This window comes from Streptomyces sp. NBC_01433, assembly GCF_026340105.1.
Lineage (GTDB): Bacteria > Actinomycetota > Actinomycetes > Streptomycetales > Streptomycetaceae > Streptomyces.
Genome location: NZ_JAPEPM010000001.1, coordinates 5,091,468 through 5,105,173 on the forward strand (window position 1 = coordinate 5,091,468; position 13,706 = coordinate 5,105,173).

12 protein-coding genes are annotated in these 13,706 nt (G+C 71.3%); 4 read left to right on the forward strand and 8 right to left on the reverse strand.

Annotation, left to right across the window (positions count from 1 at the left end; translation table 11 throughout):
* Positions 1 to 142 precede the first annotated feature (142 nt).
* Positions 143 to 1,213 (forward strand): alkene reductase, encoded by a 1,071-nt coding sequence (locus tag OG413_RS22920; protein WP_266808314.1) that lies wholly within the window; start codon positions 143 to 145, stop codon positions 1,211 to 1,213.
* 57 nt (positions 1,214 to 1,270) lie between these two features.
* Here OG413_RS22920 and OG413_RS22925 read toward each other — a convergent pair whose 3' ends face one another.
* The 6 genes from OG413_RS22925 to OG413_RS22950 form a co-directional block, all read right to left on the reverse strand.
* The gene (locus tag OG413_RS22925; protein WP_266808317.1) at positions 1,271 to 2,302 is read right to left on the reverse strand and encodes a VOC family protein; all 1,032 of its coding nucleotides are present in this window, start codon (positions 2,300 to 2,302) and stop codon (positions 1,271 to 1,273) included.
* A 100-nt stretch (positions 2,303 to 2,402) separates the two neighbouring features.
* Positions 2,403 to 3,296 (reverse strand): ectoine hydroxylase, encoded by an 894-nt coding sequence (gene thpD / locus OG413_RS22930; RefSeq protein ID WP_266808319.1) that lies wholly within the window; start codon positions 3,294 to 3,296, stop codon positions 2,403 to 2,405.
* A gap of 3 nt (positions 3,297 to 3,299) precedes the next feature.
* Positions 3,300 to 3,698, reverse strand: a complete 399-nt coding sequence (locus OG413_RS22935) for an ectoine synthase (protein WP_073720226.1) — start codon at positions 3,696 to 3,698, stop codon at positions 3,300 to 3,302.
* A 79-nt stretch (positions 3,699 to 3,777) separates the two neighbouring features.
* A complete protein-coding gene (gene ectB / locus OG413_RS22940) occupies positions 3,778 to 5,040 on the reverse strand; it encodes a diaminobutyrate--2-oxoglutarate transaminase (RefSeq protein WP_266808322.1) in 1,263 nt (420 codons plus the stop codon).
* A 166-nt stretch (positions 5,041 to 5,206) separates the two neighbouring features.
* Positions 5,207 to 5,737: a diaminobutyrate acetyltransferase gene (gene ectA, locus OG413_RS22945; protein ID WP_266808324.1), complete on the reverse strand. Its 531-nt coding sequence runs from the start codon at positions 5,735 to 5,737 to the stop codon at positions 5,207 to 5,209.
* 352 nt (positions 5,738 to 6,089) lie between these two features.
* On the reverse strand, positions 6,090 to 7,196 hold the full coding sequence (locus tag OG413_RS22950; protein ID WP_266810309.1) for an alanine--glyoxylate aminotransferase family protein: 1,107 nt from the start codon (positions 7,194 to 7,196) through the stop codon (positions 6,090 to 6,092).
* Positions 7,197 to 7,282: 86 nt separating this feature from the next.
* Here OG413_RS22950 and OG413_RS22955 point away from each other — a divergent pair, with 86 nt between their 5' ends.
* Positions 7,283 to 8,380, forward strand: a complete 1,098-nt coding sequence (locus OG413_RS22955; protein ID WP_266808326.1) for an amidohydrolase family protein — start codon at positions 7,283 to 7,285, stop codon at positions 8,378 to 8,380.
* 336 nt (positions 8,381 to 8,716) lie between these two features.
* The gene (locus OG413_RS22960) at positions 8,717 to 9,703 is read left to right on the forward strand and encodes an SCO1860 family LAETG-anchored protein (protein WP_266808328.1); all 987 of its coding nucleotides are present in this window, start codon (positions 8,717 to 8,719) and stop codon (positions 9,701 to 9,703) included.
* A 156-nt stretch (positions 9,704 to 9,859) separates the two neighbouring features.
* Here OG413_RS22960 and OG413_RS22965 read toward each other — a convergent pair whose 3' ends face one another.
* Positions 9,860 to 10,282, reverse strand: a complete 423-nt coding sequence (locus tag OG413_RS22965) for a MarR family winged helix-turn-helix transcriptional regulator (RefSeq protein ID WP_266808329.1) — start codon at positions 10,280 to 10,282, stop codon at positions 9,860 to 9,862.
* 189 nt (positions 10,283 to 10,471) lie between these two features.
* On the opposite strand from OG413_RS22965, the gene eno reads away from it, so the two are divergent.
* Positions 10,472 to 11,779 (forward strand): phosphopyruvate hydratase, encoded by a 1,308-nt coding sequence (gene eno / locus OG413_RS22970; RefSeq protein ID WP_266808331.1) that lies wholly within the window; start codon positions 10,472 to 10,474, stop codon positions 11,777 to 11,779.
* 217 nt (positions 11,780 to 11,996) lie between these two features.
* On the opposite strand, the gene cobC is transcribed toward eno, so the two are convergent.
* On the reverse strand, positions 11,997 to 13,586 hold the full coding sequence (gene cobC, locus OG413_RS22975; RefSeq protein ID WP_266808333.1) for an Rv2231c family pyridoxal phosphate-dependent protein CobC: 1,590 nt from the start codon (positions 13,584 to 13,586) through the stop codon (positions 11,997 to 11,999).
* Between the last annotated feature and the right edge of the window lie 120 nt (positions 13,587 to 13,706).

Here is a 13,706-nt window from a genome sequence, read left to right on the forward strand (position 1 = left end):
GGGCTCCTCGGGGCGGGGCTACGACGGGTCCGATGATGCCCCGGCAGCGTCCCCAAACTTTACCTTGGTCGGCCAAGTAATGCGCTACAGTGGCGAACAGCGCGAATACTTGGCCGACCACATATATTCTCCGGGAGCTCTCATGACCACCGTGTTCGACCCGATCGACCTCTCCGGTACGCAGCTCGCCAACCGCATCGTCATGGCGCCGATGACCCGCAGCCGGGCCGGTGCGGGCGGCACGGCCACCGCCGACACCGCCGAGTACTACGCCCAGCGCGCCTCGGCCGGGCTGATCATCACCGAGGGCATCCAGCCGTCGGTGGTGGGCCAGGGCTACTCCGACACCCCCGGTCTGCACAGCGCCGAGCAGATCGCCTCCTGGCGCGAGGTCACCGACGCCGTGCACGCGCGGGGCGGCCGGATCTTCGCCCAGCTCATGCACACCGGGCGGATCGGCCACCCGGTCCTGCTGCCGGACGGGCTGGTGCCGGTCGGCGCCTCCCCGGTCAGGGCGGAGGGCAACGCCTACACCCACGAGGGGCCGAAGGAGTTCGTGGAGCCGCGCGAACTGACCGGCGACGAGGTCCGCGCGACCGTCGCGGACTTCGCCGCCGCCGCCCGCAACGCCGTCGAGGCGGGCTTCGACGGGGTGGAGGTGCACGGTGCCAACGGATATCTCATCCACCAGTTCCTGGCGCCCAACACCAACCTGCGCGAGGACGAGTGGGGCGGCTCGGACGAGGCCCGCATCCGCTTCGCCGTCGCCGTCGTGGAGGCGGTCGCCGCGGAGATCGGCGCGGAGCGCACCGGGCTGCGCATCTCACCCGGAAACCCGTACAACGGCATCGACGAGCCCGCCCCGGAAGCCGCCTACACCGCCCTGGCCGCGGCGATCGACCCGCTGGGACTCGCCTATCTGCACGTCCTGGAAGCGGTGGAGATCCGTGAGCTGACGCTCGCGCTGCGCAAGCGGTACACCGGCACGCTGATCATCAACGTCCTGTCGGACGGGCCGACCGGGCCCGACCACCACACGGTGGTCGACGACGGGATCGCGGACCTCATCTCCTACGGACTGCTCTTCCTCGCCAACCCGGACCTGCCGGCCCGGCTGCGCGCGGGCGGCCCCTTCAACGTCCCGGACCCCGGCACGCTCTATGGCGGCGGGGCCAAGGGCTACACTGATTATCCGGCACTGGACACGGTCTGAGGACCGGCCGCGCCCACTGAACCACGGCGTACCGGGCCGGTGCCGGTTCTCCCGCCGTCAGGCGTCGGCGGCCGGGTCCGAGCCCAGCGGCGCACCGTGCCACTTCCAGGAGGTGCGGCGCGGACGGCCCGGCAGCTCGGCGCGGCCCGTGGACCACAGCAGGGCGGTCCACCGGTCCTCGTCCGCCGGGGCCTCGGGGAAGAGCCGGGCCAGCACCCGGTCGCACAGGGCGGCGGGCGGCGCCCAGGAGATGCCCAGGCCCTCGGCGATGTCATGGGTGTGGACCACGGTCTCCACGATGCCCATCGCGGCGAACCCCTCCGGGTCGGAGACACCGTGCGAGTGGTACGAGCGGACCTCGGGCGGAGTCGTCCGCACCATCGAGGCCAGCAGGGCGCCGCTCGCCTCCAGCGTCCGCAGCAGCCCGGCAGAACCGGCCGCGCGGTCCGCGAAGACCGCGTTCGCCGGACCGCCCGCGCGCTCGGCGGCCCACCGGTAGGGGACCTCGCCGTCGAGCGGCGGTGTGCGCGGGCCCAACTGGACGGCGTACGCGAAGAGATCGTCGCTCAGATGCTCCACCGTCTCCCAGCAGTCCCACTCCAGGGTCCCGGCGGGCACCTGCCAGCCGTCCGCCGGGGCCGTGCCCAGCGCGTCCACCGACAGCCTGACCGCCGTGGTCACGTCGTCCGCGGTGACCGGCAGCCGGGTTCCGGTCAGTGCCGCGCGCTCGGCGGCGCTGCACTCCACACAGAACTCGTTGCCCTCCGGGTCCGCGAGCGTCGCCCAGCCCCGGCCGTTCGGCTTGCGGTGATCGCCGACCATCGTGGCGCCCAGCGCCAGCAGCCGCTCGACCTCCTCGTCACGTGAGCGGTCGTGCGGCTGGATGTCCATGTGCAGACGGTTCTTGGCGCTCTTCGGCTCAGGCACCGTGATGAACAGCAGCGCGGCACCGGGGGCCTCGACGAGCGCCTCGGGATCGCCGGGGAAGTCGTCGTCGGAGAGGGGCGAGCCGAGCACTTCGGACCAGAAACCGGCCAGCTTGTACGCGTCGGCGCAGTCGATGGTGAGGTGGCGTACGTGTGAGGTCATGGGCCATACCTTCGCCGTTGACCGGGCCCCGGTCCAGCCGGTTATGGCGGTGTGGGGCGGGGCGGTACGCCGCCCCGCCCCACCGGTCCTGCTCCCGCCGCTACTTCACCGGGGTGAAGTCCCGCGCCCCGATGAACTCCGGGCGGGCGACCGGAGCCGCGAAGGGCTTCTCGGCGGCGTTCTCCACGCTGTTGAACACGATGAAGACATTGCTGCGCGGGTACGGGGTGATGTTGTCGCCCGAGCCGTGCATGCAGTTGCAGTCGAACCAGGTCGCCGAACCGGCCCGCCCCGTGAAGAGCTTGATGCCGTGCCGGTCGGCCATCTTCGTCAGCGCCTCGTCGGACGGGGTGCCGGCGTCCTGCATCTGCAGGGACTTCTTGTAGTTGTCCTTCGGCGTCTCGCCCGCACAGCCGAGAAACGACTTGTGCGAACCGGGCATGATCATCAGCCCGCCGTTGGTGTCGTAGTTCTCGGTCAGGGCGATCGAGACGGACACGGCCCGCATGTTCGGCAGACCGTCCTCGGCGTGCCAGGTCTCGAAGTCCGAGTGCCAGTAGAAGCCCGAAGCCCCGAAGCCCGGCTTGACGTTGATCCGCGACTGATGGACGTACACGTCCGATCCGAGGATCTGGCGGGCCCGGCCCACCACCCGCTCGTCGCTCACCAGCCGGGCGAAGACCTTACTGAGCTTGTGGACCTCGAAGACGGACCGTACGTCCTGCGACTTCGGCTCGATGATCGAGCGCTCGTCGGCGCGTACCGCCGGATCGGCGATCAGCCGGGTCAGCTCGGCGTGGCAGAGGGCGACCTCGTCCGGCGTGATCAGCTGGTCGACGGTGAGGAATCCGTCGCGTTCGAACCCCTGGAGGTCCTTCACGGCGACCGGCCCCGGTGCGCCGGGCGCGGACCAGATGACCGGGTCCTGGCGGGGAGTGGTCATCTCGGCGGCGCCGCGCGATGGGTACAGGTCGGCGCGTACATCGGTGGTCATGGTTCAGCCCTCCTCGGTCAGCAGTGGGTAGACACCGTTCTCGTCGTGGTCCTCCCGTCCGGTGACGGGAGGGTTGAAGACGCAGACACAGCGGAAGTCGGTCCTGGGCCGCAGCGTGTGATGCTCGTGCCCGTCCAGCAGATACATCGTGCCGGGCGAGATCCAGTGCTTCTCGCCGGTCTCGTCGTTGGTGAGCTCGGCCTCGCCCTCGGTGCAGAGCACCGCCTCGATGTGGTTCGCGTACCACATCGAGGTCTCCGTGCCCGCGTAGAGCACGGTTTCGTGGAGCGAGAAGCCCACCTTCTCCTTGGCGAGCACGATGCGCTTGCTCTCCCAGGTGCCGGATGCGGCCTTCACATGCCGGTCGGTGTTCTCGATGTCACTGAACGATCGGACGATCACGGTGAGTCGGTGCCTTTCTCTCTACAACTTCTCTGTGCGGTGGGAGTTACTTCGTACCGCCTGTCCCGGAGGTAACGGGTCAGGCCGTCTCGCGGACGCAGCGGGCCAGCGTGCGCAGGCCCTCGTCCAGCTCTTCGGGGGTGATGGTCAGCGGCGGCAGCAGCTTGACGACCTCGCTCTGCGGGCCCGAGGTCTCCAGCAGGAGGCCCAGCTCGAAGGCGCGGGCGCAGATGGCCGAGGCGCGCGCCGGGTCGGCGAACTCCATGCCCCAGACCAGGCCGCGGCCGCGGAACTGCGCGGTGGGCTCCTCCGCGCAGATGGCCAGCAGCGACTGCTCCACCTGTTCGCCGCGGGTCCGCGTCTGCTTCTCCATCTGGCCGTCGGCCCAGTAGGCGTCGAGCGCGGCGGCGGCGGTGACGAACGCCGGGTTGTTGCCGCGGAAGGTGCCGTTGTGCTCGCCCGGCTCCCAGATGTCCAGCTCCGGCTTGAACAGGCAGAGCGACATGGGCATGCCGTAGCCGCTGATGGACTTCGACAGGGTGACGATGTCCGGCACGATGCCGGCCTCCTCGAAGGAGAAGAAGCCACCGGTACGGCCGCAGCCCATCTGGATGTCGTCGACGATCAGCAGCATGTCCTGGCGGTGGCACAGCTCCTGGAGCGCGCGCAGCCACTCGGCACGGGCGACATTGATGCCGCCCTCGCCCTGGACGGTCTCCACGATCACGGCGGCGGGCTTGTTGAGCCCGGAGCCCTGGTCCTCCAGCAGCCGCTCGAACCAGAGGAAGTCGGGGATCGTGCCGTCGAAGTAGTTGTCGAACGGCATCGGCGTGCCGTGCACCAGCGGGATGCCCGCGCCGGCCCGCTTGAAGGCGTTGCCGGTCACGGCGAGCGAGCCGAGCGACATGCCGTGGAAGGCGTTGGTGAACGAGACGACGGACTCGCGGCCCTTGACCTTGCGGGCCAGCTTGAGCGCCGACTCGACCGCGTTGGTGCCGGTCGGGCCGGGGAACATCACCTTGTACGGGAGGTCGCGCGGCCGCAGGATCACGTTCTGGAAGGTCTCCAGGAACGCGCGTTTGGCGGTGGTCGCCATGTCCAGGCCGTGGGTGATCCCGTCGCGCTCGATGTAGTCGATCAGCGCGCGTTTCAGCACCGGGTTGTTGTGACCGTAGTTGAGCGATCCGGCACCGGCGAAGAAGTCGAGGTACGAGTGGCCGTCCTCGTCGGTCAGCCGGGCGCCCTGCGCGCGGTCGAACACCGCGGGCCAGCCGCGGCAGTAGCTCCGTACCTCCGACTCCAGGGTCTCGAAGACACTCAGGGCGGGCGGGGTGATGGTCACAGCGGGTCTCCTGGTCGAGAAGGGTGCGACGGGTGGCGGTGCGGTGAAGCCTGCTTCCGGCGGCGGAAGCGTGGTCCGGGACGCGCCGGGGGGTCGGTCCGGCGCGGACGATGTGTGCGTCGGCGTGGCGTGCGTCGGGCGCGACGTGCCTCGGGCGTGGCGCGCGTCAGGCGTGGAACGGGCCGATGCGGTACAGCACTTCCGGCAGGTGCGTGTCCTCGGGGAACAGCCCGCCGTCGAAGAGCACCTCGCGTTCCAGGGACACGTCGTGGCGCTGCGCGTAGGAGGTGAACAGCCGGTCGGACGCGGTGTTGTCCGGGGTGATGGTCGTCTCGACCAGGGCCAGGCCCTGGTCGGCGGCGACCCGCGTGGTCAGCGCGTCCAGCAGCGTGGCGGCCAGGCCCTTCCCGCGGTGGCCGTGGTCGACGGCCACCTGCCAGACGACGAGGGTCTCGGGTCGGTCCGGCCGGATGTATCCCGTCACGAAGGCGATGGGCTCGCCGTTCTCGTCGCGGGCGACCACGGAGGTCGCGGCGAAGTCACGGCACCACAGCAGGTAGCTGTACGAGGAGTTGAGGTCCAGGACCTCGGAGTCGCGGGCAATGCGCCAGATCGCGGCTCCGTCCTCCACTCGCGGGGTGTCGATTCTGAGGAATTCACTTCGGGCACGGGCAAAATCTGCTGGTGCGGCGGTCATGCGAATTGAATTTACCCAGCAAATTTCAAAATTGCATCGAGGCAGGGGGTTGGGTGAATGGCGTCGTTGTGTTATCACGCGGGCGCGTGCTCTCGCGCGAATCGGCTGCGATTTCTCGGCATTTGACCGGAATTTTTCCGGCATTTCGGTCACGGTGTGGAGTCGGTCACAGGGTTGTAACTCTCGGGAGGCGTGCCCGAATTACGTGGATCGACGTTCACGGAATCTTAGCGTTTAGGGTGGCGGAAAGCGGGCAGAAGAATGCGGGGAGCTGCTTTCGATAAAGCGGCTCCCCGCATTCATGAATTCTGGTCCGCCGGGTGATGCGCGTATGGCGGGGGTGTTGTGGAATCTATTCGCTCGGCCAGGTTTCCGAAACGGCCTTGCGGGCAGCTTCGAAGTCGACCTGCCGGCCCGTATCGGCCAGCGCCGCCCCCAGAGCCGCGAGCGAGGAGCGCACCGCACCCCGCGTCGCATCCACCCCGTAGTGATTGACCCGGATCATCTCCTTGGACAGCGCCCCGCCGCCCGCGATGAGCGGCAGCGAGGGGTCCGCCGCCAGTGCCTGCGCGACCAGCGAGGCGGCGTCGACCCCCGACGGGGCGCGCAGCGTCGTGGCGACCGGAGCCGCGTCCCGCGCCTCGTGGACGTACGGCTCCAGGCCGCCGCCGAGCGCCACCGCGCCGGCCCGGGTGGCCGCCGCGGCCGAGGCGTGGCGGGCCATCAGCGCATCCAGGCCCTCGGCCTCGATCCGCTCCGCACACGCCTCCAGCGCCAGCATCTCCAGCTGCGCCGGGGCGTGCGGCAGCGCCTTGCGGCCACCGTCGATCCAGCGCTCCTTCCAGTCCAGGAGGGAGAGGTATGAGTGGCGCGGGGCCGCGGGGTTGGCGGCGATCCGCTCCCAGGCCCGCGCGCTCACCGACACCGCCGACACCCCGGCCGGTCCGCCCATCGCCTTCTGCGCGCCGATCACGCACAGGTCGACGCCCCACACGTCCGGCAGCAGCGGTTCGGCGCCCACCGAGGCGACGGCGTCCAGCATGAACAGCGCGCCGTGGGCCCGGACCACCTCACCGATCTCCGCGACCGGGTTGGTGTTGCCGGTGGCCGCTTCCGCGTGCACCAGCGAGACGAAGTCGATCTCCGGGTGCGCGGCGAGCGCCTGCGCGACCTGGTCGGCGGTGACCGCCGCGTGGAACGGCACCGAGAGGTCGATGACCCGGGCACCGCAGTCCCGCAGCCAGTTGCCGAAGGTCTGCCCGTACGGGCCCGTGACGATGTTCAGCGCGGTCGAGCCGGGCCGGGCGCCGCCCCGGACGCAGCCCTCCAGGGGCAGCAGCGCCTCTCCCTGCATGATCACGATGTCCTGCTGCGTGGCGAGAAGACCGGCCACCCGCCGCTCGATGGCCGCGAAATGCGCGGCGGTGAGCGGGGCGAGGTCGAGGAAGGGGTGCGTCACGGTGGTGCTCTCTTCGGTTCGGTCAGTGGTTCTGCGCACGAACAGTGCTCCGTCGAGGGTACCGAGGGCCTCGTACAGTGCCGCGTATGAGTGATCAGGAGCAGCGGGTGCTGCGGGTGAAGGGGCGGGTGCTCGTCGGTCCGGACGAGGTCCGGGACGAGTTGTGGGCCGTGGGCGGGCGGATCACGTACGAGCGGCCACCGGGCGCGGACGACGCGGTGACCGTCACCGGGTGGGCGCTGCCCGGTCTGGTCGACGCGCACTGCCATGTGGGCCTCGACCGGCACGGCCCCGTCGACGCGGCGACGAGCGAGAAGCAGGCGCTCACGGACCGGGAGGCCGGCACGCTGCTGATCCGGGACGCCGGATCGCCGTCGGACACCCGGTGGATCGACGACCGCGAGGATCTGCCGAAGATCATCAGGGCCGGCCGGCACATCGCCAGGACCCGCCGGTACATCCGTAACTACGCCCATGAGATCGAGCCGGGCGACCTGGTCGCGTATGTCGCCGGGGAGGCCCGGCGCGGGGACGGCTGGGTGAAACTGGTGGGCGACTGGATCGACCGGGACGACGGTGATCTGACCGCCTGTTGGCCGCGCGGCGAGGTCGAGGCGGCCATCGCCGAGGCGCACCGGCTGGGTGCCCGCGTCACCGCGCACTGCTTCGCCGAGGAGGCGCTGCGCGATCTGGTGGAGGCCGGGATCGACTGCATCGAGCATGCGACCGGCCTGACCGAGGAGACGATTCCGCTCTTCGCCGAACGCGGGGTGGCGATCGTTCCGACGCTGGTCAACATCGCCACCTTCCCCGATCTCGCGGCGGGCGGCGAGGCCAAGTTCCCTCGCTGGTCGGCTCATATGCGCCGGCTGTACGAGCGCCGCTACGACACCGTGCGTGCCGCGTACGACGCCGGGATCCCGGTCTACGTCGGCACCGACGCGGGCGGCTCGCTGGCCCACGGTCTGGTGGCGGCCGAGGTGGCCGAACTGGTGAAGGCCGGCATTCCTCCCCGCGATGCCCTCGCCGCGACGGCCTGGGGCGCCCGGCGGTGGCTGGGGCGGCCGGTTCTGGAGGAGGGCGCCCCGGCGGATCTGGTCGTGTACGACGAGGATCCGCGCGCGGATGTACGGGTGCTGGCCGCGCCCCGCCACGTCGTGCTGAACGGGCGCGTGATCGGCTGAGCGGCCGGGTGCGGACGGCCGGGGTGCTGTGTTGACCGGCAGTGTCCGCAGGAGCCTCCGGCTCGTTGAGTCACTTCTGCGGTACCCCGGCGCGGTCAACACCCGTACCGCTCACGCTCGGTGAAACGGGTGACGTCCAGGAACGCACGTGCCACGCATCCGCCGAAAGGTTCGAATACGCACGCTAAAACCCCTCTTTGGGGTGAACTCACCGCAGGTATGCGCCAGTTCACCCTCCGTACGTAAAGATTCACGGAGTCGAGGCCACCGGCGCACGCGATGTCCCCCATTGGACGGCGCCGGTGGCTCCATGTCTCTTGTGGGGGTTCCACCATCTTGAACAGCAACACCTTCCGTCTCGCTGCCCTGGCGGTCGCCGCCGCTCCCGTCGCACTGCTTGTCGCCGTCCCCGCGCAGGCCGCCACCGCGACGACCACGACCACCGGCGAGGGCAGGGCGAGCGCGGTCGTGCTCCGTACCGCACTGAATGTCTCGCTCCTGAACAAGACGATCGAGGTTCCGCTCAAGGCCACGCTCAACGAGGTACAGGCCCCCGCCAGCGCGGAGAAGACCGCGCTCAGTGTGCGCCTGGACGGTGTGGACCGCGGGCAGCCGTTCAGCGTGCTGCGCGCCGACGTGGCCACTTCCGAAGCCACCGTCGACAAGCACAAGGCGCGGGGATACAGCAATCTGGCGAAGGCCCGGGTGCATCTGCCCGGACTGCCGCTGCTCCCGCTCATCGAGGTCGAGCAGGTCACCTCGAAGGCGGTCTGCGAGGTCGGCAGGAAGCCGGTCGCCGAGTCGAACGTGCTGGGCCATGTGTCGGTCCTCGGCACGAAGGTCACGCTCACCGCGGGCGGCACGACCCGGGTGGCGGTGCCGGGCGTCGGCGAGGTGACGCTGGACCTGTCGAAGACGAGCACCACCTCGCGGACCGCGGCGGCGGCCGCGCTCCAGCTCCGGGTCTCCGTGAACCCGCTCAAGCTGAACGTCGCCGATGTGCAGGGTGACGTCACGCTGGCCGAGGCGACCTGCGAGACGCCGAAGAAGACGGAGGAGCCGGGCGGTACCGACGGCGGTTCCAGCAGCGGCGGTTCGAGCAGCGGTGGTGCGAGCGACGGCGGTACGTCGGGCAGTGGCGGCTCGACGGGCGGCGGCCCGGATGTGAAGACCCAGACCGGTTCCGACGCGGGCCCGGCCAAGGAGAACCTCGCCGAGACCGGCGGCAGCTCCGCCACGCCGTACATCGCGGGCGGCGCGGCGCTGCTGCTGGCGGTCGGCGCCGGGGCGACGGTGATGGCCCGCAGGCGTACCCAGGGCTGATCCGACCCGAGGGGGAGGGGGAGGATCGGGGGGTCCGAGGAATCCGGGGCCGGGGGGCCGGACCGGGGGGCTTGTGAGGGGCGGCGTTCGCGGGAGGAGCGCCGCCCCTCGGGGCGCGCGTCGCCTTGCGGAAGCGCGCCCCACGGGTCAGTGCACCTAGCGTGTGGCGAGCCGCTCCAGCAGGGCGGCGCTGCTTGCCAGCAACTCCCGCTCCTCATGCGTGAGTTCGGCCTCGATGGCCTGCGCGAGCCAACCGGCCCTGCGGCCGCGCTCCGCTTCGAGCGCGGCCCGGCCCGCGTCCGACAGCTCGACCAGCGACTTGCGGCCGTCCGTGGGGTGCGCCCGGCGCGTGATCAGGTTCTGTTCCATGAGCAGCCCCACCGCCCGTGCCATCGACTGGGGGCGTACGCGCTGATCGGCGGCGAGGTCGCTGGTGGTCATGGCGCCGTCGCGGTCGAGTGCGCCGAGCGCGGCGACCTGGCCCAGCGGGATGCGGTCCTCGTGTCTGACGCGTCGGGTGAGCTTGCCCATCGCGGTGCGCAGTTCGGCGGCGATGGCGGCGGCTTCCGGGGTGGGCATAGGGCACTTTACCCCGTTGACCAGCAAAGCTGCGCACCTGACCTGCGCACCTGACCTGCGCAGCAATGCTGTGCAGGTCAGGTGCGCAGCAAAACTGATCAGCATCGCTGTAGGGTTTGGTGTTGTCGGGCTCAGCGCCAGCGTTGTCGCAGCCGGGGCCACGGCACACGACGACGGGGAGGAACTCCCATGTCCGCAAAGGCAGTCGGCACCGTCAATGCCGCCATCGAGACCGTCGCCGCCCGCCGGATCATCGACAGTCGGGGCAACCCCACGGTCGAGGTCGACGTCGTCCTGGCGGACGGGTCCCTGGGGCGCGCGGCTGTCCCCTCCGGCGCCTCCACCGGTGCCCGGGAGGCCGTGGAACTGCGCGACGGAGACTCCGCGCGCTGGCACGGCAAGGGCGTCGACCGCGCGGTGGCCCATGCCAACGGGGAGATCGCGGCGTCCGTGCGCGGCCGGGACGCGGCGGACCAGGCGGGTCTGGACGCCGCGCTGATCGCCCTCGACGGCACCGCCACGAAGTCCCGGCTCGGCGCCAACGCGATCCTCGGCGTCTCCCTCGCCGCCGCCAAGGCCGCCGCGGCGGCCCACCGCCGGCCCCTCTACCGCTACCTGGGCGGCGCCGACGCCCACCTCCTGCCGCTGCCGATGATGAACATCGTCAACGGCGGTGCCCACGCCGACAATCCGCTGGATTTCCAGGAGTTCATGATCGCTCCCGTGGGTGCGGACACCTTCGCCGAAGCCGTCCGTATGGGCAGCGAGGTCTTCCACACCCTGCGCCGCGATCTGCTGGCCGCCGGGCACTCCACGGGCGTCGGGGACGAGGGCGGCTTCGCGCCCGCGCTGCGTACCGCCGAGGAGGCGCTCGACTTCGTGATGGCCGCCATCGAGCGCACCGGCTACCGCCCCGGCACGGACATCGGCCTGGTCATGGACCCGGCGTCGTCGGAGTTCTTCCGCGACGGGGTGTACGACTACGCGGGCGAGGGGGTGCGCCGCACGCCCTCCGAGAACGCCGACTACCTGGCCGGGCTCATCGACGCCTACCCGGTGCTCTCCATCGAGGACCCGATGGCGGAGAACGACCTGGACGGCTGGCGCGAGCTGACCGCCCGCGTCGGCGACCGCTGCCAGCTCACCGGCGACGACGTGTTCTGCACCGACGAGGCGCTGCTGCGGGAGGGCATCCGCACCGGCGTCGGCAACTCGGTCCTGGTCAAGGTCAATCAGGTCGGGACCCTGACCGAGGCGCTGGCCGCGGTGGACACGGCCCACCGGGCGGGCTGGACGGCTGTCATGTCGCACCGCTCGGGCGAGACGGAGGACACCACCATCGCGGACCTGGCGGTGGCGACCGGCTGCGGTCAGATCAAGACCGGCTCGCTCTCCCGCTCCGACCGCACGGCGAAGTACAACCAACTGATCCGGATCGAGGAGGAGTTGGGGGAAGCGGCGCGCTTCGCAGGCCGCTCAGCCCTGCGTCGGGCGTGAACAGCGGGCAGAGATAGAGGCCACGCGGGCCCCCGATCACCTTGCGATCGGGGGCCCGCGAGCGCGTCCCGGGCGCCGGGTGCCGCGCAGGCGTCCAGGTGCCCCTCAGCGCAGGGTTCCCCTCAACGTGTGCGCCCGTCGGCGCAGGGGCGCCTCGCGCAGGCGCCCCTCACCGCGGTGGCCCGCTCGGCGCGAGGACCCGGTGACACGTGCCGCCTCAGCGCAAAGGTCTCCCGGGCAGCGCCTGGAGGGCCTGATCGAGCGCCTGGAGGAAACGGTTGGTCGTCACCCGGTCGCGCACCGCCAGCCGCAGCCACTCGGGCCCGAGACCCGGGAACGTGTCCCCGCGCCGCGCCGCGAAGCCCAGCAGCCGCAGCCGCTCCCGTACCTCGGCCGCCCGCTCCATCCGCAGCAGGACGAACGGCCCCTGGGCCGGCTCGACCGCCCGTACCTCACCGAACTCCGCCAGCCCGGCCAGCAGATGGGCACGGTCCACCGTGATCCGGTCCGCCGCCTCGGCCGCCTCGACCAGCGCCCGGGGCTCCATGCACGCCTCGGCCGCCGCCAGCGCCGGGGACGACACCGGCCACAGCGGCTGTGCCTCGGCCAGCAGACCGATGGTGACCGGGTCGGCCAGCACATAGCCGATCCGCAGGCCCGCGAGTCCCCAGGTCTTGGTGAGGCTGCGCAGGACGACGAGCCCGGGGATGTCGGTACGCCCGCACAGCGCCTCGCGCTCGCCGGGAACCACATCCATGAACGCCTCGTCGACCACCAGCGTCCGCCCGGGGCGCGCCAGTTGTTCCAGGACGGCCGCCGGATGGAGCACGGAGGTCGGGTTGGTCGGATTGCCGACCACCACCAGATCCGCCTCCTCGGGCACCGCCGCCGGATCCAGCCGGAAACCGTCCTCGGCACGGAGCAGCACCCGGCCCACCTCATGCCCGGCCGCCCGCAGCGCCGCCTCCGGCTCGGTGAACTGCGGGTGCACGACGACCGGACGCCTGGCGGGCAGCGCGCGGGCGATCAGGACGAACGCCTCCGCCGCGCCCGCCGTCAGCAGGACCCGGTCCACCGGCAGCCCGTGCCGCCCGGCGACCGCCTCCCGGGCCGCCGCGCCGTCCGGATACGAGGCCAGGGAGACGAGCGATGCCGCTATCCGCTGCCGCAGCCACTCCGGCGGCGTATGGGTGCGTACGTTGACCGCGAGGTCGGTCAGATTACGGTCGCGTACCTCCGCGTCACCGTGGTGCCGGAGGTCGGGTCCGGCGCCCTCGACATGCTTCGTGGGGGGATTCATGGCTGCCATGGTGAAGGGGTCCGCCCCGTCCGTCACCGTCAGGGTGGAACTTTTCCGGTCAGGAGCCGTGAGGGTGGCCGAAATTCGTCGGGCCACCGCACAGGTCACCGCCCCCTTGCGCCCCGTCCGACGCGTCGACGCCGTCTTCGCGACCACCAGTTCGTCCGCGTCGATCAGCGCGGCGGCCTCCGCGACCGAAGGCGTACCCACGGCCGCGCCCGGCGCACCCGAGGGGTTCGGTACGAGGACCCCGGCCAGCGCCTCGGCCGCATGGGTCCGCAGCGGTACCCCGAGCCGCGCCGCGGCCCCGACGATCCCCGGCTCGGCGGCCTTGGCCACGACGGTCGCCAGCTCCACGACATCGGCTATCCGCAGTCCGGCGGCCCGCAGGGTCTCCTCGATCAGACCGAGCACCTCGTCGAGCGGGGCGCCGCGGCGGGCACCGACCCCGACGACGAGCGTCCCGGTGACGGGTACGGGGGCGGGGCTGGCGGCTGCTCCGGTCATGGGCGGAGTCCTTTCGTACGCCGGCGGGGGGCCGGGTGTTGCGGGGGCAGGTGCTACGGGCCCGGTGTTCACGGTTCGCGTGCGACGGGGCGGGCGGGCGGGGCGTCGGTCAGGGAGACC

Coding starts and splice junctions, on each gene's coding strand:
- OG413_RS22920 (WP_266808314.1), top strand. CDS start 143: ATGACCACCGTGTTCGACCCGATCGACCTCTCCGGTACGCAGCTCGCC.
- OG413_RS22925 (WP_266808317.1), bottom strand. CDS start 2,302: ATGACCTCACACGTACGCCACCTCACCATCGACTGCGCCGACGCGTAC.
- thpD (WP_266808319.1), bottom strand. CDS start 3,296: ATGACCACCGATGTACGCGCCGACCTGTACCCATCGCGCGGCGCCGCC.
- ectA (WP_266808324.1), bottom strand. CDS start 5,737: ATGACCGCCGCACCAGCAGATTTTGCCCGTGCCCGAAGTGAATTCCTC.
- OG413_RS22955 (WP_266808326.1), top strand. CDS start 7,283: ATGAGTGATCAGGAGCAGCGGGTGCTGCGGGTGAAGGGGCGGGTGCTC.
- OG413_RS22965 (WP_266808329.1), bottom strand. CDS start 10,282: ATGCCCACCCCGGAAGCCGCCGCCATCGCCGCCGAACTGCGCACCGCG.
- eno (WP_266808331.1), top strand. CDS start 10,472: ATGTCCGCAAAGGCAGTCGGCACCGTCAATGCCGCCATCGAGACCGTC.
- cobC (WP_266808333.1), bottom strand. CDS start 13,586: ATGACCGGAGCAGCCGCCAGCCCCGCCCCCGTACCCGTCACCGGGACG.